The following is a 25233-nucleotide window of genomic DNA, read 5'->3' as shown; positions in this document are numbered from 1 at the left end:
TATGGTTATCGTTACAAATACATCTAAAATTACACCGGGCAATGCCCACCTGCTCATCGAAAGATTTAACAAAGAAGGACAGGTTGAAAAAATGGAAGGCTTCCTCGGTCTGGAAGTGCTGCTGACGGAAAACACGAAGGATTATGAGGAAGTAACGATTAGCACACGCTGGCAGGAAAAAGAGAACTTCCAAGGCTGGACGAAAAGTGAAGCGTTCCGCGAATCCCACAACCACCGTCAAATTCCAGACTATATTATTGAAAACAAAATCACATTTTATGAGGTTAAAATCGTTCGTCATCCCATCTCGAACAATGATTCCTCTTTGGCGAGTGATATCGAAGCCGTATAATTCTGGACGGTAGCCTAAAACTAAAAAAAGCGGCTCGGCAGGCAAATTCATTGTCCACCGAGTCGCTTATTTTATATACGTTACTGAACCCTTCAGATTCTAGTTGAGCAACGACGCCCAATTTTCAGCGTCTCTCCGTGCCCCAGTACATGGATGCGTTCCTTTGCAATCCCCAAGCGCTCTCGCTCCACTTCAAGACGATCCAGCGCCTCTCTCGGCGTATCGTCCGCCAGCTTAAAGGCTCCATAGTGCATCGGGATCATCTGATCTGCGCCGCAATCCACAAAGCCCTGCAACGCCTCCTCCGGTGTCACATGCTGCGAGGTCATGAACCATTCCGGTTCATACGCACCAATCGGCATAAAGGTCAGATCAATAGCAAAGCGCTCGCCAATCTCCTTAAACCCACGGAAATATCCGGTGTCTCCCACAAAATACAACGTAGGTGCCTCCGCTGAATCTGATTCTGCGTGAGCATCTGAGCCTGCAACAGACGTGGCAGAACCGATCACCTGCTGCTCACTTTGCAGAACGTATCCACCCCAATGTGAAGTATTGGTATCAAACGGCGTACGCCGTGTCCAGTGCTGTGCCGGAACAAATGTAATCCGCACTCCACCTACCGTAAAATGCTCCCACCATTGCAGCTCATGGCAGTTGCGAAAGCCTTTACGGATCATTTTCGACTTTAACCCCGAGGGGACGAGTATCAATGTATCTGCACGATATAACTTCCGCAACGATGCCAAATGTAAATGATCATAATGCGAATGTGACAGCAGAATGATATCTAGCGGTGGCACATCCTGAATACGAATACCGGGCGGAGCCAATCTTTTATCAAAAGCCATACGCTCTGCCCACACCGGATCGGTGACCATATTCAGCCCAAGGTACTGAATGAAAAAGGTGGAATGGCCCACCCAGGTCGCCGTCGCCATTTCCCGATTACTATGCAGAAACTCCAGCTCCGGGAGATGGTTGGGCACAACGAACGTGTAATCCTTTATTTTGCTGCGTCGCTCCTGCCGCCATTGTCTGAATTGCTTAATGGTTTTATCGGTATTTACATGATCCATATTGTTAAAACGCACTTTAGGCATGATGCAGCCCCCTCCCTGACAGACCCGTTCTCCAAAAAACACAACGGTTCAATTTAACTATATATTGTCACTCAAATGTGATCATGAAATGATGCAACATCCTGAACTATGTAAAGTATAATTCAATCACATCTGTAAAGGAAATTCTGCGATAATACAGCAAAAACAGACCTCCCGGATCTATTAGAAGGCCTGCTCCACATGTTATTGTCAGTCCTGTGGATTTTTAAAGCGTGCCGAATAAATAAACAAAAACACAATCGCCACCACGATAATGATCGGCGACTCATACATGATCGTAAAATGCTCGAAAGCAACCACTCTAACTCACCCCTTCTTTCCCGCTTGTCCTCGTACATACTTTGCATCGAACAGAAACAATCTCAATATCAGGATCAGCGAAGGAACCAGCACCAGCAGACCCGCAACAAACGCCGTAATCAATGCATACGCCATCGTAGAGTTCGTAAAGCTGTTATATACATTAATGTAGGGATACAGAACATACGGAAGATGTGAGCGGCCATAGCCATACCAGGCAAATGCAAATTGCAGCATCACCAGGATGAAGGAGATACCCAAATGCCGCCGCTGCCAGACCAGATACACTGCTCCCACAAAGCATATGAAGGATGCGACAAACATCCAGGCCATACTAAGCATATTGGCAAAATGGTCTGGATTTTGTTTGTTAATCTGGAAAAATGCGAACAAACTCGCTAAAATCGTAGGAGCACTCCAGAGTAACGCGTACCCTCGTACGATTTCAAAAGCGACCTTGTCCCCTGCCCTTTTGGCATAAAAGGACAAAAACATCGCCGATATATACAATACACTCACCAGCGCCAGAATAATAACTGCCCACGTGTAAGGGTTGCTTAATAGCTGGCCCCATTGCAGATGAACACCTGTGCTGTTCTCTATAATAATGCCGCCTTCTGAAATAGCGAGGACCGTCGACAGTGCCGCGGGAATCAGCAGCCCAGTCGCACCGTACAATGCCATGTAGACGATATTATTTTTACCCGAATGCCCATAGGTATTGTAAGCATAATATACTCCCCGGATCGCGAGCAGCACAATCGCAATACTGCCGGGAACGAGTAACGCCGTACCATAGTAATAAGCCGCATCCGGGAAGAACCCGTTTAATCCCACCACAAAAAAGATGAGAAATACGTTCGTTACCTCCCACACCGGAGACAGATATCGTTGAATGATATTGTGGATTTTATTCTGGTGGCCTGTCAGCACGCTGTAAAAGCTGAAAAAGCCTGCACCAAAATCAATGGACGCCACAAGCAAATATCCAAACAGGAAGGTCCACAATATAGCGATACCTACAATTTCATAGCTCACTTGCCTTCAGCCCCTTCCAGGCCCAGCTGTCTTATCTCTTCCACGGCATCCTTATTACGGAATAGCTTGCTGAGTACCTTGATGGCCGAGAAGCACAACACCAGATACAAAATAACAAACAACACTAGCATCCACCCAACACTTGTAGAAGTGGTTGCTGCTTCGGACACCTTCATATATCCGCGTAAAATCCACGGCTGTCTGCCGACCTCTGCAAACATCCAGCCCAGCTCAATAGCTACCATCGCCATCGGTCCGACCAGAATGAGCGCTAGCAGCAGCCATTTGGGGTAGGGTTTGCGACCTGGCAAACGCTTACGGATCAGATACAGCAGTGGGATGACGAGAATCAGCACTCCTGTGGTGATCTTGAGGTCAAACATATAATGAATAGACAGCGGCGGACGCTCCTCCACCGGATAGTCATTTAACCCCTTAACCTCCGTACTAGGCAAATTACCTGCCAGGATACTAAGTGCATAAGGCACTTTCAGGGCATATTTGATTTCACCGTTTTCGTCCATAAAGCCGCCATATACAAAGGGGGCGTGTGTCATCGTATCAAAATGCCATTCGGCAGCAGCCAGCTTCTCCGGCTGATATTTGGCCAGAAATTTGCCGGATGCGTCTCCAATCAGCACTGTGCTGATGGCAAATACAATGGTACAGGTGGCCGTCAGCTTCAGCGCCTTTTTAAAATAAGGGTGATTACGCCCCCGCAGCATGCTGTAAGCAGCCAGCCCCATCAGCACCCCTGCGCTCAATGTATACGAGGAAGCCAGTACATGGGACACTTTGGTCGGCGTGGCCGGGTTTAGCATAGCCTCGATGGGATGAATATTGGTCATGACTCCATTTTTGAGTGTAAAGCCTTGAGGTTGGTTCATGAACGAGTTCACAGTCGTAATAAAAACCGCTGAGGCAGACGAGGCAATCGCTACCGGGATGAGCAGCATCAAGTGAAAATATTTACTTTTAAACCGATCCCAGGTATACAAATAGATGCCTAGGAATATTGCTTCGATAAAGAAAGCAAACGTCTCTAAAAACAGGGGCAGCGCAATCGCTTGTCCGGCCACCCGCATAAAGGTAGGCCAAAGCAAACTGAGCTGTAGACCAATGGAGGTGCCTGTCACGACGCCCACGGCGACAGTAATGACAAACCCCCGAGCCCACCGCCGTGCCAGCAGTGTATAATGCGAATCACCAGTTCGCAGCCCGCGCCATTCTGCAAGTGCAATCATTAAGGGTACGCCAACGCCGATGGATGCAAATACGATATGAACAAACAGGGTAATTCCGGTCAGCATCCGGCTTAGCAATACAGGGTCCAGTGAAGACAAATGGGTTTCACTCCTTCATTTCACATTTTTAATAGGGAAAACTTCGAATTCACTCATGATTACCAACTAGGGAGTCAAGCGAGCTATGCTTTTAATTACGGCATATAGCATAATGGCCGCAATTACTATACATACAATAATGAGCGTTCTTTCCTGCTTGCGGAACATAGGAACGCCTCCTTCACTTATCTTTTGGGGCATTTTGGTAACCTATTTACAGTTTGGTTCATTCAGCTGATTTTTAACCCTGCTTCTGTATTGAATGTAGCAGTATTTCTTTCTAGATATTGTTTTATTCATGACAATACGTTATATTGATAAATAGTTAGATAACCTAATTATATGAAAAGAGTGAACTTATGCCGCCAAAACAAAGTAAGCGGGACTTCATCCAGCAATCTCTTCCTCGTCTGGGCCCAGAACCTTATCTAAAGTTAATGGATCAAACTGCCCTTGCAGAAACAGACCGGCGACTTGCCCGTATTGGTCTCTTCTTGCTATGGACAGGTGATAATGTGCTCGACGCGGTAGATTTGGATCTAGCTGCTTACGGCCTGACAGAGAGTAAGCTAGATTTATTGTTGCTATTGACATTGCACCAATCCCAGGCTCAGATGAGCCCCTCTATGATTGCTGACCGTCTAGGCATCCGACGTGCATCTGTAACATCCCTCCTGGATTGGACAGAGCAACGAGGCTGGATTATCAGAGAACATAGTTCTACAGATCGGCGCAAAATTCATGTACGCATTACAGAAGCGGGTTCTCACCTTGTACAGCAAGTGCTCCCTGTATTTTGGTCTTCCTGTGCTTCCCTAGCGAGTATTTTGGAGCCCGAGGAACAGATCATTTTTTCGCGGATTATAGAAAAAATCCATCATCATATGGAAAACAAACTGGGGGTGGGCAGGTAATTTTTTTTGAACATATAATTAGGTTATCTAATATATTTAATTGTTTGTATTTCAAATTACTTATTTGATGATGAAGGAGTGTTCTATTGATGAGTAAACTACGAACAAACGATACCGTTATCCAGAAGGAAAATGTTGCTCTCCCTTATGCATGGATGACCGTAATCCTATGCTGGTCAGCGGTTGTCGTCATGTCCAGCCTGTATGTGACGATCCCTTTGGTCCCTCTCTTTGCTAAAGTATTTGGAAAAACGCTAGCTGAAGCAGCTCTGCCGGGAAGTATCTTTTCCTTAGGCTTTGCGGCGGGATGTCTTATTTATGGAGGATTGTCTGATCGCTTTGGACGCAAGCAGATTATCGTCGCTGGATTGCTCGCATTGACGATCCTTTCGTTCTCCCTCAGTTTAACCAGTCAGTATTCTGTATTAGTTGCACTGCGCTTACTTCAGGGCTTGGCGGCAGCCACCTTTTCCCCCGTTGCTCTCGCATACGCCGTAGATATGTTTCCAACCGAAAAACGGGTAACAGCCATCGGCTTTATCAGCACCGGTTTTCTAGTGGCAGGTATTGCCGGACAGGTATTTAGTATTATCATCAGCGAACAAATCGGATGGAATATGGTATTTGGAATGCTAGGTGTTTTGTACGCAATCACCTTCCTGATCGTTCTTTTTTTCCTGCCTAAAGCTCCCTCCCCGCAACGAGGGGTTCGCATTTGGGCAGCCTTCGGTCAGTTGGGGACCGTTCTGCGTTCGTATCCTTTATGGTTAAGCTACACGATTGCTTTTGTTCTTCTGATGTCATTTGTGAGCATGTATACGGTTTTGGGAAGCTACCTTGGCAATCCCGAATTTGGCCTCAATAGTAGACAGATGCTATATGTCAGGTCGGCTGGCATCATCGGCATGCTTCTCTCACCCTTCGCCGGAAAATTGGCCCTGAAATTCGATGTACACCTTGTATTACGTACAGCTCTTCTTCTTTCCATCCTTAGTTTGGCGCTGATGGGAATGACACATTCTCTAATAGCTATCGTGGTATTAAGTGTATGTTTTGTCAGCGGCATTGCCCTAAGTGTCCCTTCACTCATTACAATAGTTGGTCAGCTCGGCGGGGCAGCAAGGGCTATAGCGGTCTCACTATATACCTTCATCCTGTTTGCCGGTACGAGTATAGCCCCTATGCTTTCCATTCGTTTGATGGGGAATGGCGGCAATCAGATGACTACATTTATGCTGCTGGCGGCTGTTCTGTCTGTGGGACTTATCGCCTCCCTGCTCATTCGCCGCCGTCAAAACGTTCCACTGAAGCGGGATGCATAATACAACATCAGACTAAAACCGAACTTAAAAGTTACCTATAGTGCCACTGCGCAGTCGGATGGTACTTCCCACCGCCACCGCCCCCGGATTTCTAGAATAAAACCTATGAAATACTCCTATTTAACAGGTATACTCATCTAAATCATGTGATATATGTCATTGTGTTTTCTCTATAAACGAAAACCCCCTCTTTGGAGACCTACGCAGAATGAGGTACAATACAGATAAGCTATATATGATATATGGAGAACTTTTGAACAGGAGGCTGTACCGAGCTATGAAGATAACATCTATCGAGCCAACTCCCAGTCCGAACACCATGATGCTGCATCTGGATGAGCGGCTGGAAGCGGGTATCCGCAGAACATATACACGGGACAATGAGCGTTCGGCTCCCCCATTTATCCGGCGTATGCTGGCCATTGAAGGGGTCAAAAGCGTGTTTCACACGACTGATTTTGTAGCCCTTGACCGTAAAGGAAATGCCGATTGGTCTACTATTCTGGGTCAGGTCCGGGATCAGCTAGGCGAGGAAGGTGCTGACGCTAATTGGGATTTACCAGAGGAAACCTCTGGGGAAGCGTTTGGTGAAGCACAGGTTTTTGTACAATTTTTTCGCGGCCTTCCCATGCAAATTCGAGTTAAAGCGGGTCAGCAGGAGGAACGAATTTCCTTGTCCGACCGCTTCGTGCAAGCCGTTACCCGCGTAGCGAGTGCAACGCTGATCAAAGAACGTAAGCTGAGTGATTACGGCGTCCGCTACGGTGAACTGCCGGATATTGCTCGCGAGGTTGAGCAGGAATTGGAGGCAGCCTTTCCGCAGGATCGGCTGGAACAAATTATCCAGCAGGCGATTGCCCACGGCGCGGACAACAGCGAATTCGTGGAGGAACGCCGCGAGTGGAGCGATGCCGAGCTGAAGCAGGCCCTGCAACACGAGGACTGGCGCACACGCTACGCTGCACTGGATCGGCTGGAGCCGACGCCCGAGCATTTGCCGCTGATCCGGCAAGCGCTGCATGACGACAAAATGCAGCTGCGGCGGCTGGGAGTCGTCTATCTGGGCGATATTCGTACACCGGAGGCGATGGAACTGCTGTTCGAGGCGCTGCGCGATCCTTCAGCGGCAGTACGCCGCACTGCTGGCGACACGTTGTCGGACATTGGCGATCCCGTCGCTACCAGTGCTATGATCGGAGCCCTATCGGACAGCAGCAAGCTGGTTCGCTGGCGTGCAGCCCGTTTTCTATACGAGGTTGGAACCGAGGATGCGCGTGATGCGCTGGAGAAGGCCGTCGATGACCCCGAATTCGAGGTCAGTCTACAAGCTAAAATGGCGCTGGAGCGCATCGAATCAGGCGAGCAAGCCGCAGGTACGGTTTGGCAGCAGATGGCCAAACGGAACTCCTGATTTAAGAATCGATAAGTGGATTTTCAAAAAATTGTCGATTGTCAGAAGGTGTACAGGTACGATATACTGTAGTTCGCTATACAATATAATATCATGTCATACACCTCATCAACCTGTTTTATGATGAGGTAGAGGTCGCGGATGTAATCAGTACACTGGAGGAGACGCCAAGAGCCGTCTGAGATTCCAGTAGAAAGGTACACCCGCCGAAGTATGCGGAGCTGACTCTTTGTAAATACTCCGTATGCTGGGGCTGCTAACCGAAAGGAGCAGAACTGTCACGCGATGTCCTAACACAGACACGTGTGTTGAGCTATCTTGTTATAGAAGAAGGTATGGTGCGGAATGCATAGACAAGACCGCAGGCGTATTCCCTGCGGTCTTTTGATTTATATACTCCCCCTCCTTCTGGCTCTTGCCCTGACATGAAATACAATTTCATGAAGGAGTGTTTGAACGTGCAACACAAAGCAACATCTGACGCAACCTTGCGTAAAAGTCTCAAAGCCCGCCATATGACGATGATCGCCCTCGGCGGCTCGATCGGAACAGGGCTATTCCTCGCCAGTGGAGGCGCGGTCGCCGAAGCTGGACCTGGCGGTGCCCTGCTGGCTTATGCAGCAGTTGGCCTTATGGTCTACTTCTTAATGACCAGCCTCGGTGAGTTGGCTACGTTTATGCCTGAATCCGGCTCTTTTAATACCTATGCAGGTCGCTTCGTCGATCCGGCTTTTGGTTTTGCCATGGGCTGGAACTTCTGGTACAACTGGGCAGTAACGATTGCTGCCGAATTGGCAGCAGCGACCGTGCTCATCAAATACTGGTTTCCAGAAAGTCACTCTGCCTGGTGGAGTCTGTTATTCTTGGCCATAATCTTCTTGCTGAACGCGTTGACGGTCAAAGGCTACGGTGAGTCCGAATACTGGTTCGCGATGATTAAAATTGTGACTGTAATCATCTTTTTGGCCGTAGGGGTGCTGATGATTTTCGGCATCATGGGTGGTCCTGCGGTAGGATTTGCCAACTTCACGGTAGGAGATGCCCCGTTCCATGGTGGATTCTTCGCTGTATTGGGCGTATTTATGGCTGCGGGCTTTTCCTTTCAGGGAACCGAGCTGATTGGGGTAGCCGCAGGCGAGAGCGAAAATCCGCGTGACAATGTGCCACGTGCCATCCGTCAAATCTTCTGGCGTATCTTGTTCTTTTATATTCTCGCGATTCTCGTTATTGGTTTGATCATTCCGTATACGAATCCGAATCTGTTGCGAGGAGATATCAGTGATATCGGAGTCAGTCCGTTCACGCTCGTATTTGAAAAAGCGGGGCTTGCCATTGCTGCCTCAGTCATGAACGCCGTTATTTTGACTTCCGTATTGTCGGCAGGCAACTCGGGTATGTATGCAGCGACTCGGGTACTGTACGCTTTGGCGCGGGAAGGTAAAGCCCCCCGTTTCCTTGGGCGTATCAATCGACGCGGCATTCCTATGAATGCACTTCTGATTACGACTGCTGTTGGTATGCTGGCTTTTCTCGCCTCCCTGTATGGAGACGGTGTAGTCTATAACTGGCTACTCAATGCCTCGGGAATGTGCGGATTTATTACGTGGGTTGGGATTGCAGTCAGCCACTATCGTTTCCGCCGTGCCTTTACTGCACAGGGTCACAGTCTGAGTGAGCTTCCATACAAAGCCCGCTGGTTCCCGTTTGGACCGTTGTTCGCCTTTGCTCTATGTATCATTGTCATTATCGGGCAAGGGACGGATGCCTTCACCGGACAGGAGATTGACTGGAAAACGATGATCGCTACGTACATGAGTGTACCACTGTTCCTTCTGCTGTGGCTTGGCTACAAATGGATCAAACGTACTAAAATCGTTCCGCTAAAAGAATGTGATTTGAGTTCAAATCCGCCTTCGGATAAATAATAGAATACCGTGTGTGATAAAAAGCCCGTCTCCACATATCAGGGAAACACGCCGATACACCTGGTCCCAAGACCGTTATCCGCATGTTCCCCTGTATATGCCCGGAGACGGGCTTTTTCTGTTTATTTGGAAGAAGCAGCTACTTCAGCTGATAAAGTCATAGATAAGGCACGACGACTAAAAATACCGTATATGACAGCAATCAGCGTCAACACCGCAGAAAACAAGTACAAATTAACGATACCCAGATGATCTGCAATCCAGCCCATTAAAAGCAGCGAAATACAAAACGTCAGGCTTGTCAGCGTAGCCTGGGCGGACAGCACCTTAGGCAAATCATGTACCGACACACTCATTTGCATCATCGTGCGGCGGGAGACGACCGACATTTCCGCAGGTAGCCCCATCAACAGCACGATAAGCAGCGTTAGTGGCGGTAATGTGTTCAGTGCGTACCAAGCTGTCAGCAGTCCATAGCCTGCCATTCCTGCTAGCATGGCGGGCAGCAGTCTGCGCTGCAACAGCTTGACGCAGGCAAGGACTACGATGCCACCGCCAATCGCCCCTGCAAAATACGCGGCATTGATGTATCCCCACCATGCCTCGCTCTTGTGCAAGACCTGCTGAGCGAAGGCAAGCGTGAACGCGCCTACCCAAACCGATCCCCCCAGCAGGTCAATCATATCCATAAAAATAAGAGCCTTCAGTCTGCGACTGGCTCCGATGAGACTCCAACCTTCTCGCAGTATTTCCTTTTTACGTTTAGGAGGCACCGACAGACTCTCTGATTCCGGACCATACAGCTTATCTTCCAACTGTGCGGGAGGCAAGTCATGGTGCCCTTGTCCCGGCTCGGTTACAGCCTCATAAGCTGAGACATCTCCATTTTGCACCCTTGTTCCAGGCTGAAGCAAATAATGGGCTTTGCGTTCTAGGGGATCTCGAATCAAGCTGGTGAAGATCAGCGCTATCATATACAGACCGCCAGCCACCAGCAATGTTTTTTCCGAGCCCAGCATAGCTACGAGCACACCACTAAGCCCCCACCCCGCTAATTGCACCGTCTGATCGCTGACCGATACCAGACTGTTTGCCCGCATGAGCCCTTCCCCAGAAGCAAGGCGGGGAATCAGCGCATTGCGCGCAGGTGTAGTCCAGCCGTCCAGAAAGGACATGGCTGTCACCAACGCAAACACAATCACCCATACGGGCTCCGTGCCCGCTGACCACAAGTGGCCCAGCAGTACAGCGAAGAAGGCCAGTTGTCCGAACTGGGAAACGAATAAAATAAATGGAAGCTGGAACCGGGCCAAAATGAGCGGTGCCAAAAAGCCGCTGATCATCTGTGCACCCATTCGCAGCAACGGAACGAGCACCGAAGAGAAGATCGAGTCTGTTTCATGAAAAACCAGAGACACAAGTGCCATAATATAAAGAATGTCGGCCGCATTGGACAGCGTCTGCGTGCCAAGCAAATAGGTAAAGGAACGCTTGTGCATATAAATTAGAATACTCCTTTGTTAATGTAGCTTTTTACAGCAAAATCATCAGGCCCATTTTAGGGTTACACGAAGATTGCCGGTACTTCCAAGATCCGTAATCTGATAGGAAATGGACTTCAAGCCAAGTTGATATAAGGATTGCAAATCTTCCTTGAGACTTCGTTCCGTCCCCTGATAGCCGAAGGTAAGTGACGTTCCTCCCTTATTTATCACCTTATGAACCTGCTCCTTGATATCGGCGGATGATTTGACCAGCCCCTTGCCGTCTTGCAATGGATATTCCAGGTTATTGTACAGTTTTTGATACACGGTAGCCTTTGATCCTCCAGTAGCTATCAATGCCGATAAGGTTTCCCGATACGATGTATTCGCCTGAGGGTATTGTTTCACCCATGAGTGATCCCGCCGCATTTCTGAATCCGTCAGCAGATAATATGAAGTGCTTACCTCGTTCGCGCGATCGGGGGTCGGGTCATCCCATGTCGTATCCATGTGATACCATCGGCCATCTAATAAAACAAGATTCCATGCATGCAGCTGTCCCCCTGCTCTACCCTCCACAATCCGATTCGTAATCCCTGCTCGTTCGAGCATTTTATAGGCCAACAGCGAATAACCCTGACACACTGTGCTGCCCGTTTTCAGGCCATCGTAGGCTGTGTACTTTTGCTGTGCTTCATCATACTTCAGGCGAACGACGATCCAATCATGAATGGCCTTCACCTTTTCGTGATCCGTCATTCCCTTCGTAATGATATCCCCCAACACAGCTTGAACTGTGCTATCCACATATGCCGTCTGTTCCTTCGTCTCCCGGTAGCTTAAACGAATCGTAACCTGGGCGGAGGTGGTTGTGCCTGTATAGCTGAATGCGTAGCTTTTGATCGTATAATTCACATACGGATCGCTCTCCATCGCCTGTTGGATGGCTGTCTGTAGCTGCTGCTTGAGACCGTTCACTCGCCCTTGATATGTAAAGGTCAGCGTTTCACTCCGCGTAGCCATTGCCTGTAAAAGCTTGTTCTGAAGCTGCTGCGAGGATACGGAGGAAGTCGGCTTGACCGACGACGCATACACATTGCTGCCCCACTCTACAGCCTGCGGCAGCAACACAGCCAGCGCCGCACCTGCAACCAGACATTTTACAAGCCTAACCCCGATTTTTCTGTTCATACAGAGCGTTCCTGCCCTTCTTAGCATAGTTGTAAACAGCTCTATCTTACCATAAAAACAGTTGCCCCAAACGCTCTAGTTTTGTCGGTTGCAGGCGAGTAAGAGTGCATTTAAAGGCAGGTTGTGACACCATGCTCTGCTATATAACAGTTGGGACCTTAGGCAAACATGTCGTTCGCAGAGAATTTTATCACAGCAATCTAGTACTCCTCATGATATGGTACTGGCATCGGAAGTAAATGATATTGATTCTCATTCTAGATCAGAAAGGCTGAGCACCATGCCAGAATGTATCTCGCTCCTTCGTACGCCATTAGGCCAAACTGTGCGTTTGCAATCTCTTGCCCCTCTTCACCCCTCATTGCGCCGACGCTTAACAGACATGGGCATCAACGAAGGCTCCATCATACGCTTAAAAAAAATCAGTCTATTGGGCGGTCCTATTGTTATTGAATGCAACGGACAGCTGGTCGGCCTCCGTCAAAATCAAGTGAAACAACTGGAGGTTGTTCCGACATGGACATGATCGCTCTTTTTGGCAATCCCAATACAGGGAAAACCTCATTATTCAACAAGCTGACTCGTACGTATGCAGAAGTAGGCAACTGGTCCGGCGTCACCGTGGAAAAGAAAACAGGAATTCTGCGTGACAAGTCTGCCGTATTGGTGGATTTGCCAGGTGCCTACTCTTTACTCCCTCTGTCGCTGGATGAAGGCGTCGCTACTCGTTATTTGCTGGAGGAGCCGCCTGCGGCGCTGATTAACATCGTGGATGCCTCCCAGCTCCAGCGCAATCTTTATCTGACTGTACAGCTATTGGAATACGGTCGTCCGCTTGTACTCGGCTTAAACATGACTGATGTAGCCGATGCCACCGGTCTTCGGGTAAACAAGGAACTGTTGGCTGATCAATTGAACGTTCCCATTATTCCTATGGTGGCACGTACAGGTAGCGGAAGTAAGCAAATGCTTGCTTCCCTTCGAGAGGTCAGACATACATCCAATGCTTTTCAACTGGATTACGGCCCCGCCGTCGAAGCTGCTATTAAGGATATTTGCAACTTGCTGCCGAATACATCTGTGCCTCAGCTCCGTTGGGCCGCATTACAATGCCTGGAAAACAATCCGGTCGTCATGGAATGGATGACGAATGAGACACAGCGTGAACAAGTAATGGCACGCATCCAGCGTTGCGAAGAAGAGCTTCTCAGGGAAGGGTATGCCATCCCCCCGCTCAGCATATTCGTTCTGTACGAACAGCATGGATTGCTGATCTGTGCACCAAGGCAATTGATACATCCAAACTCAGACCTCACAGCCTGACGGATAAGCTGGATGCACTGCTAACTCATCGGTACTTGGGGATACCGATCTTTTTACTGCTGATGTACGCTACTTTCAAGTTTACCTTCGATTGGGCGGGTACCATTCTTTCAGATATGCTAGATGAATTTTTTTCAGGGACACTCAGCAGCTGGATTTCTGAATTACTCGTTCACCTGAACGCGTCCGCTTTTACACAAAGTCTAGTCGTGGACGGCATCGTGGCTGGGGTCGGGGGTGTGCTAGTTTTTCTGCCTCAAATTGCTATTTTATTTCTGATTATCTCGGTGATTGAAGACTCTGGGTATATGGCACGGGTCACGATACTCATGGATCGCTTGATGCAGGCTGTTGGCTTGAACGGGAAAAGCTTCATTCCCTTCATTATTGGATTTGGTTGTAATGTTCCGGCCATTATGGCGGCACGCACCATCGAACAACCAAGAGAACGCCTCATTACAACGTTGCTGGTACCCTTTATGTCATGCTCGGCCCGCTTGCCAGTCTATGCGTTGTTTGCAGGTGTGTTTTTCCCGTCACATGCGGCAAGCATTATCATGCTGATGTATGTGTTAGGGATCACCGTATCGCTAATACTTGCCAAAATTTTTTCCAAAGTATCTATTTTATCAGGTGAGCCTTCCCTCTTCATCGTGGAGCTCCCTCCCTATCGGGTACCGCAGGCTCTTACCTTATTTCGCAGCACATGGGAAAAGGTCAAAGGCTTCGTCCGTAAAGCCGGAACGATTATTCTTGCAGGCTCCGTTGGCATCTGGCTCTTGTCCAATTTCGGTCCGCAGGGCTTCGGGGTAGAAATGGATGACAGCCTGCTCGCTACAATTGGAGGATGGTTTGCACCTCTATTGGCCCCTCTTGGTTTTGGTACCTGGCAAGCAGGCGCGTCCCTGCTCACAGGTTTTATGGCCAAGGAGGTAGTCGTATCGACTATGAATATCATTTACCACGTTCCCGATATGCAGGGATTGGAACTGCAAGTCAGTCATGCTTTTACACCGCTTGCCTCATTTAGCTTCATGGTGTTCATTCTGTTGTATGTGCCGTGTCTGGCCACGGTAGCGGTTATTCGCAAAGAGACACTCTCTTGGCGCTGGACTGCATTTTCTGTGATCTATCCTTTGACCGTTGCATATATCATCGCCGTCTTGATCTATCAGTGCGGCAGATTATTAGGTTGGGGTTAATTCAGACCCTAGAGTATATAAAAGGAAGTGGATTCCATGATCAATGTAATTATTTTATTGGCGATCCTCGGTTATAGTGCGTGGGTGTTGGTACGATTTTTGCGAAAAAGCAGCCAAGGCGCCTGTGCCGGCTGTTCATCAAGCAAGTCATGTCCGGGCTGTGCCGTGAGCTCGGTGAATGAAGGTCATGCAAAAATGAAGAAAAGTGTTTAATCCAAAACTTATCATCCATGAAATAAGCGGCTTCGGGGATTCCTAACCCGAAGCCGCTTCTCATTTACGTTTAAAGTTCACTGTATTACCGATAGACCACCAATTGCTCACTTAGCTCCCGCGTGTGTAGATAAACTTCACGGTATAGCTCATATAAACCTTCATACTGTGCCACACGTCCCGGATTTGGCGTATATCTTGCTGCTTCACGCAGAAAAGCTTCAGCGCACGCTTGCAGCGATTCAAACCACCCGCTACCATAGGCAGCCAGCATAGCTGCTCCCAAGGCAGGTCCCTGCTCACTTTCCAGCTTGACGATATCCGCGTTAAAAATATCGGCCTGCATTTGCAGCCATGCCTCATTACGCGCTCCGCCGCCGATGGAAATCACTTCATTCACCGTTTTTCCCGTGCCTCTAAGAATATCAATGGATTCCTTGAGCGAAAACGTAATTCCCTCCAGCACCGCTCGTGTAAAATGCGCAAGCTTATGCCCTGCATCCATCCCGATAAAGCTGCCTCGAATAGTTGCATCCGGATGAGGCGTACGTTCGCCTACGATATAAGGCGTGAACAGCAGCCCGCGGCTGCCCGGCTCGACCGAGTTCACATCTTCCAACAATGCGTCAAAGGAATGTTCTGGCGCAAAGGTATCCTTAAACCAGGTCAAGCTGTATCCAGCCGCGAGTGTAACTCCCATGATATAATAAGCATCCTGCTCACTATGATTAAAAAAATGGGCTCGCCCCTGAACGTCGATATCCTTGCGTTCCTCATAGGAAAGTACAACTCCTGAGGTGCCGATGCTGCACAAGGTGCGGCCTTCGCTCAAAATGCCAGCGCCAATCGCGCCACATGCGTTGTCTGCTCCACCTGCATAGACCTTGGTCTCAGGCGAAAGCCCGCTCTGCTCCGCAATCTCCGGTAATAGTGTACCCGTCTGGTCAAAGGATTCCACCAGTGGCGGGAACAGCGACAACGGCAGATTAAACGCAGCAGCGATCTCTTCGCTCCACTGCTTGTTCGCGATATCCAGCAGTAATGTGCCCGCCGCATCCGAATACTCCATCGCCAGTTCTCCTGTGAGATAGTAGCGCACATAATCTTTAGGCAGCATAAAATGGGCCGCACGAGCCAGCACGTCTGGCTCATGCTCCTGCACCCACAGCAGCTTGGGCAGCGTGAAGCCTTCCAGCGCGCGGTTGCGCGCGATACTTAGCAGCGCTGGCCCGAGCTGTTCTTCAATACGGCGGCATTGTGCCGTTGTGCGCGTGTCATTCCAAAGAATAGCCGGACGAAGCACTTGGCCTTCCTTGTCAGTCAGCACAAGCCCGTGCATCTGCCCCGAAAAGCTAATGCCGTCCACAGCATCTGTTCCGGCGATTCCGGCCTTCTCCACAAGCTGTTTCAGTGATGCTAACGTGCCACTGACCCAGTCCTCAGGATGCTGTTCGCTATACCCTGCTTTCGGCTGATGGAGAGGATAGGACTGTGAGGTTTCATAAGCCACTTGCCCCTTGCGGTTGACCAGCACCGTTTTAACTGCGCTGGTACCCAAATCCACGCCGATGACATAACGCTCCTGCTCCTGATTTAGCTTCTCCTGCATTGGAGTTCCTCCTTCCCTTTATCGTGAAATCCTTATTTCATATATAAGCTCTGGCATTAATCAGCCAAAATGTATTGATTTAGTGTTGCTTTCAGATATTCCTGACGACCGGATACGTTTTTGCGTGGTGTTTCGTTCGCCAGAGCATATTCAGCCAGAGAAGCAAGCGTTGCTTTTCCGGATACAATATCTGCTCCAATGCCTTCCTTAAAGCTGCTGTACCGCTTCTCAATAAAGTCCTCAAACACACGATCCTCGATCAGTTTGGCGGCTACCTTCAACCCTTTCGCATACGTATCCATACCTGCGATGTGAGCGAGGAACAAGTCTTCTGGCTCAAACGATGCTCTGCGCACCTTGGCATCAAAGTTGATACCGCCACGGCCCAGACCTTCATTTTGCAACACTTCATACATAGTTAGTGTGGCATCATACAGATCAACCGGGAATTCATCCGTATCCCAGCCCAGCAGCAAATCGCCTTGGTTGGCATCTAGGGAACCCAACATGCCGTTAACCCGTGCTACACGTACTTCATGATCAAAAGTATGACCCGCCAAGGTTGCATGGTTAGCTTCCAGATTCAGCTTGAAATGCTGATCCAGATCATATTTTTGCAGGAAGGCAATCGTCGTCGCCGCATCAAAGTCATACTGATGCTTGGTTGGCTCCTTCGGTTTTGGCTCAATCAGGAACTGAGCGTCAAAACCGATTTCACGCGCGTAGTCCACAGCCATATGGAACATCCGTCCCAGATTGTCCTGTTCCAACTTCAAATCTGTATTCAGCAGTGTTTCGTAGCCTTCACGGCCTCCCCAGAATACATAGTTATCTGCGCCCAGACGTTTGCCCACTTCCAGTCCTTTTTTAATTTGAGCAGCTGCGTGTGCGTATACATCTGCATTGCAAGTTGTCGCAGCTCCATGCAAATAACGTGGATGGCTAAACATGTTCGCCGTGTTCCACAGCAGCTTTTTCCCCGTAGCCTTCATGTGCTCCTCAATCAGATCCACGATGGTATCCAGATTGCTGTAAAATTCCTTCAGTGACGCGCCTTCAGGTGCAATATCCACATCATGGAAGGCGAAATAAGGTAAATTCAGCTTATCCAGCAGTTCAAAGGCAGCTTCCACACGTGCCTTCGCCAAATCTAGTCCAGTAAACTTGGACCATGGACGTTCCGCAGTCTCTACTCCAAAAGGATCAGAGCCACCTGCAACTAGCGTATGCCAATAAGCCATACTAAAACGCAGATGCTCCTCCATCGTTTTTCCCGCTACCATTTCCTGAGGATTATAAAATTTAAATGCAAAAGGATTATCGGATTGCTTGCCCTCGAATTTAATTTTAGATACTTGTTCGAAATAAGCCATTATAAGTTCCTCCTTTGTAGTAAACGTTTACAAAAACGATTCTAGCACAGCCAAGAAACTTTGTCTATTGCTTAAACTAAGTTTATTTTTATGATATAATAACGGGAATTACATCAACAGGAAGTGAAAATAACCATGAATGTTACTGGCGATCAGGCGCTTGTCAAAAAGCTGAATAAATCCATTGTATTGGAGCGAATCCGCCTTCATGCCCCTCTATCGCGGGCACAGTTATCCAGTCAAACCGGATTAAACAAGGCCACCGTGTCCAACCTGGTTGCAGAACTTATCACCGATGGATTGGTGTATGAGACAGGATTAGGAGAATCCAGCGGTGGACGTAAACCTTTAATGCTGCTGTTCAACAGCCGTGCAGGCTTTGTGCTCGGTATCGAGGTTAGCGTACAGTACATCAAGGGTGCTCTGACCGATCTGGCAGGTACCATTGAAACAGAGCTTACCCTTTCTCTAACCCAGCATGATCCTGACTTTGTCATCGAACAAATCCGTAAGCTCGTTCAGAAACTCATGCAGGTCACTCCTCCCTCCCCTCACGGTATTGTTGGCATTGGGTTGGGGGTACCCGGTATGGTGGATGAAACCGGAAATGTTTTATTCGCACCCAATCTGGGCTGGGAAGAGGTTCCGCTGCGGCAACAGCTTGAGACAGAGCTGGGTCTTCCCGTAGTGGTGGATAATGAGGCCAACGTCGGTGCACAAGGTGAATTGTACTATGGTATGGACGCCGATCATCGGCAGCTTGTGCGGGATCTGGTCTACATCAGTGCAGGCTCCGGGATCGGGGCCGGAATTATTATTGATGGCAAGCCGTATCAAGGGGCTTGGGGATACGCGGGTGAGAGTGGGCATATGTCCATAGACTGGAACGGGCGCCTCTGCTCCTGCGGCAGCCGAGGCTGCTGGGAGCTGTATGCATCGGAGAAAGCGTATGTAGCATCCGCATTGAAATTGCCTGCACATACAGCGGAATTACTCCCGTTTGCCCGGCAAGGTGATGCGAGTACATTAAGCGTCCTTGGTGAAATCGGGCGCTATTTAGGTGTAGGTATTACCAATATTGTGAACAGCCTCAACCCCGGCATGCTTATCATTGGCGGTCCACTTGCGGAAGCCAGACCTTGGTTGGAGCAAAGTATGCGTACAGTGATCGAAGAGCGGGCCCTGCCCTATCACCGTCGGCAATTACAGATTCGTTTCTCCACGCTTGGCAGCCGTTCGACGATGCTAGGTGCTGCCTATGCGGCAACGGCTCCTTTTCTCGGGCGTGTACGTGTATCTTTGTAAAAGACCAAAAACAGGCCCCCGTCGCAGTATGTAACTGCGGCGAGGGCCTTGTTTAAACCATATGACGATCACAGAACCGTCGTCTGCTGTTAGGCTGGATTAAGCGTTCAACACTTTTTCAAACTTGGTTTTGTTCATACCGGAAATACGTTCTTCCCCAATCAGAGTCAATGGAACGGCACGAATGCCCATATCCCACACCTCTTGAGCAAAAGCTTCATTCGTTTCAATGTTGCGCTCTTCGTATTCGACGCCTTTTTCAGCCAGGTAGCTTTTTACTTGACGACAATGGGGGCAGTTTGTAGATGTGTAAACTATTGCTTTTTCCATGAATATCACCTCATCATTTATTTTGTTACATCATATTTATACACACTTGCAAGTATTACAGGGCCAGTGCACTGTGCTCCAGACTTTCAATGTATTTCTCGCTGTCCATAGCAGCCATACAACCACTACCTGCTGCGGTAATCGCTTGTCTGTAGCGTGTATCCTGTACGTCGCCACAAGCGAATACGCCAGGCACGTTTGTTTCGGAAGTACCCGGATTAACGACGATATAACCGTTCGCATCCGTTGTAATTTGTCCCTCAAGGAAGCCTGTATTCGGATGATGTCCAATCGCCACGAATACGCCGCTCACTGTAATGATTTCCTCTTCACCTGTTGCATTGTTCAGCACTTTCAAGCCAGTTACTCCGTTTTCGTCTGCAACTACTTCTACAGGAGTACGATTGAGCGCCCATTCAATTTTGCTGTTCGCACGAGCACGATCCTGCATAATTTTAGAAGCTCTCAATTCTTCACGACGATGTACCAACGTTACTTTGGAGGCAAAACGAGTCAGGAAATTAGCTTCTTCCAGTGCAGAGTCCCCACCACCGATAACAACGATTTCTTTGCCACGGAAGAAGAACCCGTCACAGGTAGCGCAAGTGCTCACGCCGCGTCCGATGTTATCCTGTTCACCGGGAATCCCCAGGTATTTAGCAGTCGCCCCTGTGGAAATAATCAGCGTATCAGTAACCAGTTCACCCAAACCTTCTACATCCAGTGTAAATGGACGAGCAGTTGTGTCTACCTTGTTCACCCAGCCTGTGCGGAATTCAGCGCCAAAACGCTCCGCTTGCTTACGCATATTATCCATCAAATCGGGTCCCATGATTCCTTCAGGAAAGCCTGGAAAATTCTCAACTTCTGTAGTCGTGGTTAATTGTCCGCCTGGCTGCGGTCCTTCGATCACCAGCGGGTTCATATTAGCACGTGCGAGGTAAATAGCGGCGGTCAAACCGGCAGGGCCGGTACCTATAATAATGGACTTGTACATATCTTGGTTCCTCCTAAAATATCATAAGTATTATATAGCGAGTTTTCGGTACCGGGCGCTGGGCTGCTGCATATACTCTAAAAGTACTGCTGGCAGAAGCTCATCCCAAAAAGTGGACACCCGGATGTTGTAAAAACGAATCACTTGTTTTATAGCTTTTTATGACTTAGACTGATTCTAAATCCTAATTTCATTATGCGGAAAGAGCTGTAAACAGTCAAATGAAGTTTTCATGAAGCGAAGCTTAAAGATAAATGAGGTATGGAGGGATTATCCCGATTATGAATGACGTTTTCGTAGGTAGCTTAATTTCTGCCTTGTCCACTGGACTTGGCGCCGTGCCTATTCTGTTTATGCGTAATATCACGCACCGGCTTCGTGATGTTCTACTGGCTTATGCCGCAGGAATTATGACCTCTGCATCGGTGTATAACCTGATTCCAGAAGCGATACAGCATTCCAATTGGTTCGTGCTGACTGCGGGGATTTTGCTCGGTTGCCTCGTATTACTGGTGATGGAAATGTATATCCCCCATGCCGATTTGGAGGACCCGGATTCCAAAACTTTTCAATTGGAGTCCAAATCTTTTCTCATCATCGCAGCTATTACGTTGCACAACTTGCCGGAAGGGCTCTCTGTTGGGGTCAGCTACGCGAGTGAGACTCAGAATCTAGGCAATCTCATTGCCTTCTCTATCGGTCTGCAAAATGCCCCTGAAGGCTTTATTGTAGCGTTATTCCTGGTGAATCAAAACATTGGGCGTTTCAAGGCATTGGGCATTGCTACCCTAACCGGGGCTGTGGAAATCATCACCAGTCTGATCGGCTTTTACTTGAGCAGCTGGGTGAACGGACTGGTGCCGTACGGTCTTGCTTTTGCTGCCGGGGCTATGATGTTTATCGTCTACAAGGAACTGATTCCCGAAAGTCACGGGGATGGTAACCAGCGAATCGCCACATTTTCCTTTATTCTTGGCTTGATTACGATGATCGGGCTAACCGAATGGCTATAGCCGTGCAACACAAAAAGGCTGTCTTCTGCCTGTATTCCAGACAGTAAAGCAGCCTTTTTGTCATGTTCAAATGAAGGGATCTCATTTTTTTCGGTTCATGGAACGCAGTGCTTCACGATACTGCTCGTCCTCACTTTTGGAATTCTCCTTCTCTCCATTAGAGAGTCGGGAATGTCCATCCTTTTCTTCGTCCTTTTCAGCAAAACCACGCAAAGCCGCACGATAATCCTGGTCCCCGTAGGCACCTTCTGTATTCTCGCGATCTTTCTCCACCTTTATATCCGTTTGGATATCAGGCAATTTGTGCTGCCCCTCTGCACGATGTTCTTCAACGCTCGAATTCTTAGGCTGGATCTCTCCCGTATGCTCCGTCAATTCATGCGCCTTGGGTTCCACCTGCACAGGATATGGACGTTTGCTTCTTTGACGGGATTCCTCTTGGTTGGGGCGATTCTTGGCCGAGGACTTGCGCGTCATCTTCGTATTAAATACCAGCAAAAAGATAAAGGCAACCACAGCTACTACAATAAAAGCAATGGTCATCGGCGGCCTCCTATTCTCTTTCGGCGTTACGGTACCGTCCCGCCATCTCAGCGACCCGTTTGCCCAAAGAGCGACCTAACGCAAGATCATCGCCCGTTGGAAGGTTGGGCGGTCCATCGGGGTCTGTCTCCACCGGACATGTCACCCCTACACCGTAATAGGAGCCGTAGAGCGCATTTTCCGTGATGCTAGCGGGTAGGCCTACAATAATCATACCTTGATGAAGCATAGGAGTAATCAAATTCAACAGCGTTGATTCTAATCCACCATGAACGGTAGCGGTTGTGCAAAACACAGCCCCGATTTTGTCCACTAGCTTGCCCTGCGCCCACAGATACCCCAGCCTATCAATCCAACTCTTCAGACCGCTACTGATGGTACCAAAATGACCCGGGCACCCCCATATGATCGCATCTACGCTTACAAGCTCATTCACATCGGCCTCATTCACATGTTTTAGCATCACTTCTGTGTGATCCAGGCGTGCCCCTTCTGCGATCGAGCGAGCAAGACGTTCGGTATGTCCATTTTCACTGTCATATACAATCATAATTCTGGTCGTCATTATGCACATCATCCTTTGTCAGCAAGATCATCCTTTTGGCATACGCTCTTAACCTTTCCCAAAACCCATCTGAATATTATGAATCGTTTGACGCATACTTTGAACATCCAAAAATACTAGGGAGGCATGCACAATATGAATTCGCGCGCCATATTAGTTAACCTGCTGGTAATCATCATTATTCTGGCAGGAGGTGGAGCCGCCGCCTATTACTACAATCAGTCCGCCAACTACATAAAAACCGATAATGCCCAAGTGAGCGGACAAGCGGTTACCGTTGCCTCTCCAAGCGCGGGCAAGCTCACAGGTTGGAATGCTGAAGTTGGTAAGACGTACACCGCTGGCAGCACGCTGGGCAGTGTTGAAGGAGGCGGAAGCCGAATTAGCGTTACGATTCCAACTGATGGTACCGTTGTGCAGCAAACGGCTGTCAACAACTCGATAGTCGGGGCGGGTACACCTTTAGCGAAAGCATTTGATCTGAACAATCTTTGGATTACTGCCAATATAGACGAAACGGCCGTGCAGGATCTCCAAGTAGGCCAGACCGTAGATGTGTATATTGATGCTTACCCAGATACATCCCTGACCGGTAAACTCGAAAAGATCGGTCTGGCAACCGCATCCACCTTTTCACTGCTGCCCACCTCCAATACCACTGCCAACTATACCAAGGTGACGCAGGTCGTGCCTGTTACCATTTCCATTCAAGGTTACAAGGGGCTGGGAATTATCCCGGGAATGAGTGCGACGATCAGAGTTCACAAGTAGGAGGCTGTCATGGATCAAAAAATGTCCGTCGGACGCATTCTGTCCGTGCTGCTGCTAGGCGCCTTCATTTCGATTTTGAATCAAACGTTGCTGAACGTGGCGATTCCGCACTTGATGAATGATTTCAATGTGTCTGCCACAACCGTTCAATGGCTATCCACCGGATATATGTTGACCAACGGGATTTTGATTCCAATCACCGCTTTTCTCATTGAGTCATTCGGGACACGTGCCCTGTTCATATCCGCGATGGGGTTATTTACTGCCGGGTCTGTCGTCTGCGCTGCCAGCACCGGCTTCGCGCCTATGCTGGTTGGACGCGTGATTCAAGCCAGCGGTGCGGGCATCATCATGCCTGTGGTGATGAACGTGTTCCTGACTGTATTTCCTCCCGAAAAACGGGGGGCTGCTATGGGAACCATGGGGATCGCCATGATGTTTGCTCCGGCGGTAGGACCCACTTTATCTGGCTGGATTGTGGAGCACTACAGTTGGCGGCTGCTATTTTTGTTAGTAATTCCGCTGGCGATCATTGATATTCTGTTTGCTGTGCGCTGGCTCAAAAATGTGTCCAAGCTGACAAAACCGCATTTTGACCTGTTGGGAACCATTTTTTCCACCCTTGGTTTTGGCCTTCTGTTGTATGGCTTTAGTTCAGCTGGAGACAAGGGCTGGAACAGCAATACAGTTATACTCTCGCTCGCTTTCGGGATCGTGTTTATTGTGTTTTTTGTCGTGCGTGAGCTGAACATGTTGGAGCCTATGCTGGAATTCCGCGTATTTAAATACGATATTTTTACGGTATCTACGCTGGTTGGGGCTACGGTCAATATGACCATGTTCGGCGGGATGCTGTTGCTACCGATCTATTTGCAAAATATACGCGGTTTTACGCCGCTGCAATCGGGTCTGCTGCTGTTACCGGGTGCGCTGCTGATGGGTGTGATGTCACCGATATCAGGGGCAGTATTCGATCGTATTGGCGCGAGGCCGTTGGCGATCATCGGGCTGATCATTACGGCAGTCACGACATGGGAATTCAGTCTGCTGACCGATGCCACCACCTACGGACATATTATGATCATCTATACGATTCGCAGCTTCGGGATGTCACTGCTGATGATGTCCGTCCAGACGGAAGGGCTTAACCAGTTGCCTCCACATCTCGGCAGCCATGGTACTGCCATGTCCAATACAGTACGGCAAATCGCCGGATCTATCGGTACCGCTTGGCTCATTACTGTAATGAGCAGCCGGACTACGGTTCATATGGCAGATTATGCGAATGTCGCTACCACAGCCAATGCCTCTGTAACGGAAGGCGTATCACAACTGGGACAAACCCTCGCACAAACAGCGGGTATTTCTGCGGAAAGCGGCTCTGCACTCGCGATACAACAGGTATACGGAAGGGCTGTTACAGAATCGACGATCCATGGTATTAATGATGCCTTCATCATTGCAACCGGAATTGCACTGGCGGGATTACTGTTTTCCCTGTTCTTGCGGCGGTCTACACCGCGTCGTAGATAGGCGTACAGCAGTCGCGATTAGAAGTATGAGATAAACTTTGCCTTGCATACAA

23 protein-coding genes, 1 pseudogene and 1 riboswitch are annotated in these 25233 nt (G+C 48.9%); of the genes and pseudogenes, 12 read left to right on the top strand and 12 right to left on the bottom strand.

Going from position 1 to position 25233, the window contains the following annotated elements; all coding sequences use genetic code 11:
* The first annotated feature begins 1 nt into the window (after position 1).
* Positions 2-352, top strand: coding sequence for a heme oxygenase (isdG, locus tag G7035_RS12580; protein ID WP_016820299.1), 351 nt, complete (start codon positions 2-4; stop codon positions 350-352).
* Between the two features lie 92 nt (positions 353-444).
* Here the strand turns inward: isdG and G7035_RS12575 are convergent, their stop codons facing one another.
* The 4 genes from G7035_RS12575 to G7035_RS12565 form a co-directional block, all read right to left on the bottom strand.
* Entirely contained in the window at positions 445-1455 is a 1011-nt protein-coding gene (locus tag G7035_RS12575) for an MBL fold metallo-hydrolase (RefSeq protein ID WP_019688607.1), read from the bottom strand.
* Positions 1456-1665: 210 nt separating this feature from the next.
* Positions 1666-1776 (bottom strand): cytochrome bd oxidase small subunit CydS family protein, encoded by a 111-nt coding sequence (gene cydS / locus G7035_RS27910; protein WP_014278118.1) that lies wholly within the window; start codon positions 1774-1776, stop codon positions 1666-1668.
* A gap of 6 nt (positions 1777-1782) precedes the next feature.
* On the bottom strand, positions 1783-2814 hold the full coding sequence (locus tag G7035_RS12570; protein ID WP_019688608.1) for a cytochrome d ubiquinol oxidase subunit II: 1032 nt from the start codon (positions 2812-2814) through the stop codon (positions 1783-1785).
* Positions 2811-4157, bottom strand: coding sequence for a cytochrome ubiquinol oxidase subunit I (locus G7035_RS12565; protein WP_019688609.1), 1347 nt, complete (start codon positions 4155-4157; stop codon positions 2811-2813). The genes G7035_RS12570 and G7035_RS12565 overlap by 4 nt, the downstream gene beginning before the upstream one ends.
* Positions 4158-4516: 359 nt before the next feature.
* On the opposite strand from G7035_RS12565, the gene G7035_RS12560 reads away from it, so the two are divergent.
* The 4 genes from G7035_RS12560 to G7035_RS12545 all read left to right on the top strand — a co-directional run bounded on the left by G7035_RS12560 (position 4517) and on the right by G7035_RS12545 (position 9729).
* The gene (locus G7035_RS12560; protein ID WP_019688610.1) at positions 4517-5071 is read left to right on the top strand and encodes a MarR family winged helix-turn-helix transcriptional regulator; all 555 of its coding nucleotides are present in this window, start codon (positions 4517-4519) and stop codon (positions 5069-5071) included.
* Between the two features lie 89 nt (positions 5072-5160).
* Positions 5161-6393, top strand: coding sequence for an MFS transporter (locus G7035_RS12555; protein WP_019688611.1), 1233 nt, complete (start codon positions 5161-5163; stop codon positions 6391-6393).
* 277 nt (positions 6394-6670) lie between these two features.
* Positions 6671-7804, top strand: coding sequence for a virulence factor (locus G7035_RS12550; protein ID WP_016820305.1), 1134 nt, complete (start codon positions 6671-6673; stop codon positions 7802-7804).
* A gap of 121 nt (positions 7805-7925) precedes the next feature.
* Positions 7926-8128, top strand: a riboswitch (Lysine riboswitch).
* 134 nt (positions 8129-8262) lie between these two features.
* A complete protein-coding gene (locus tag G7035_RS12545; RefSeq protein WP_019688612.1) occupies positions 8263-9729 on the top strand; it encodes an amino acid permease in 1467 nt (488 codons plus the stop codon).
* 122 nt (positions 9730-9851) lie between these two features.
* On the opposite strand, the gene G7035_RS12540 is transcribed toward G7035_RS12545, so the two are convergent.
* Both G7035_RS12540 and G7035_RS12535 read right to left on the bottom strand, forming a co-directional pair.
* The gene (locus G7035_RS12540) at positions 9852-11228 is read right to left on the bottom strand and encodes an MFS transporter (RefSeq protein WP_019688613.1); all 1377 of its coding nucleotides are present in this window, start codon (positions 11226-11228) and stop codon (positions 9852-9854) included.
* Between the two features lie 48 nt (positions 11229-11276).
* Complete coding sequence (locus tag G7035_RS12535; RefSeq protein ID WP_019688614.1) at positions 11277-12404, bottom strand: transglutaminase domain-containing protein; 1128 nt, start codon at positions 12402-12404, stop codon at positions 11277-11279.
* 280 nt (positions 12405-12684) lie between these two features.
* Here G7035_RS12535 and G7035_RS12530 point away from each other — a divergent pair, with 280 nt between their 5' ends.
* The 3 genes and pseudogenes from G7035_RS12530 to G7035_RS12520 all read left to right on the top strand — a co-directional run bounded on the left by G7035_RS12530 (position 12685) and on the right by G7035_RS12520 (position 15142).
* A complete protein-coding gene (locus G7035_RS12530) occupies positions 12685-12930 on the top strand; it encodes a FeoA family protein (RefSeq protein WP_016820309.1) in 246 nt (81 codons plus the stop codon).
* Positions 12921-14929, top strand: a pseudogene (feoB, locus tag G7035_RS12525) (ferrous iron transport protein B). Before G7035_RS12530 ends, feoB begins: the two are co-directional and overlap by 10 nt.
* Positions 14930-14965: 36 nt before the next feature.
* Positions 14966-15142 (top strand): FeoB-associated Cys-rich membrane protein, encoded by a 177-nt coding sequence (locus G7035_RS12520; RefSeq protein WP_019688616.1) that lies wholly within the window; start codon positions 14966-14968, stop codon positions 15140-15142.
* Positions 15143-15227: 85 nt separating this feature from the next.
* Here G7035_RS12520 and xylB read toward each other — a convergent pair whose 3' ends face one another.
* Positions 15228-16751 carry a xylulokinase gene (gene xylB, locus G7035_RS12515; RefSeq protein ID WP_019688617.1) on the bottom strand — a complete coding sequence of 508 codons (1524 nt, stop codon included), beginning with the start codon at positions 16749-16751 and terminating at the stop codon, positions 15228-15230.
* A 56-nt stretch (positions 16752-16807) separates the two neighbouring features.
* Positions 16808-18124, bottom strand: coding sequence for a xylose isomerase (xylA, locus tag G7035_RS12510; RefSeq protein ID WP_016820313.1), 1317 nt, complete (start codon positions 18122-18124; stop codon positions 16808-16810).
* 135 nt (positions 18125-18259) lie between these two features.
* Between xylA and G7035_RS12505 the strand changes: the two genes are divergently transcribed.
* The gene (locus G7035_RS12505; RefSeq protein ID WP_019688618.1) at positions 18260-19429 is read left to right on the top strand and encodes an ROK family transcriptional regulator; all 1170 of its coding nucleotides are present in this window, start codon (positions 18260-18262) and stop codon (positions 19427-19429) included.
* A gap of 99 nt (positions 19430-19528) precedes the next feature.
* Here G7035_RS12505 and G7035_RS12500 read toward each other — a convergent pair whose 3' ends face one another.
* Both G7035_RS12500 and trxB read right to left on the bottom strand, forming a co-directional pair.
* Positions 19529-19759 carry a glutaredoxin family protein gene (locus G7035_RS12500; protein ID WP_013373091.1) on the bottom strand — a complete coding sequence of 77 codons (231 nt, stop codon included), beginning with the start codon at positions 19757-19759 and terminating at the stop codon, positions 19529-19531.
* Positions 19760-19814: 55 nt separating this feature from the next.
* Positions 19815-20756, bottom strand: coding sequence for a thioredoxin-disulfide reductase (gene trxB, locus G7035_RS12495; protein ID WP_016820315.1), 942 nt, complete (start codon positions 20754-20756; stop codon positions 19815-19817).
* Positions 20757-21037: 281 nt separating this feature from the next.
* Here trxB and G7035_RS12490 point away from each other — a divergent pair, with 281 nt between their 5' ends.
* Positions 21038-21769, top strand: coding sequence for a ZIP family metal transporter (locus G7035_RS12490; protein WP_013373094.1), 732 nt, complete (start codon positions 21038-21040; stop codon positions 21767-21769).
* Between the two features lie 81 nt (positions 21770-21850).
* Here G7035_RS12490 and G7035_RS12485 read toward each other — a convergent pair whose 3' ends face one another.
* Positions 21851-22312, bottom strand: a complete 462-nt coding sequence (locus G7035_RS12485) for a hypothetical protein (protein ID WP_019688619.1) — start codon at positions 22310-22312, stop codon at positions 21851-21853.
* Between the two features lie 10 nt (positions 22313-22322).
* Positions 22323-22877: an NAD(P)H-dependent oxidoreductase gene (locus G7035_RS12480; RefSeq protein WP_019688620.1), complete on the bottom strand. Its 555-nt coding sequence runs from the start codon at positions 22875-22877 to the stop codon at positions 22323-22325.
* 135 nt (positions 22878-23012) lie between these two features.
* Here G7035_RS12480 and G7035_RS12475 point away from each other — a divergent pair, with 135 nt between their 5' ends.
* Both G7035_RS12475 and G7035_RS12470 read left to right on the top strand, forming a co-directional pair.
* Entirely contained in the window at positions 23013-23648 is a 636-nt protein-coding gene (locus G7035_RS12475) for an HlyD family secretion protein (RefSeq protein ID WP_019688621.1), read from the top strand.
* A gap of 9 nt (positions 23649-23657) precedes the next feature.
* Positions 23658-25181: a DHA2 family efflux MFS transporter permease subunit gene (locus G7035_RS12470; protein WP_019688622.1), complete on the top strand. Its 1524-nt coding sequence runs from the start codon at positions 23658-23660 to the stop codon at positions 25179-25181.
* Positions 25182-25233 lie beyond the last annotated feature (52 nt).

The sequence above is a fragment of the Paenibacillus polymyxa genome, from assembly GCF_015710975.1.
GTDB classification, from domain to species: domain Bacteria; phylum Bacillota; class Bacilli; order Paenibacillales; family Paenibacillaceae; genus Paenibacillus; species Paenibacillus polymyxa.
Note: the sequence above shows the minus strand (reverse complement) of the source record. Positions and strands in the feature narration are given on the sequence as shown.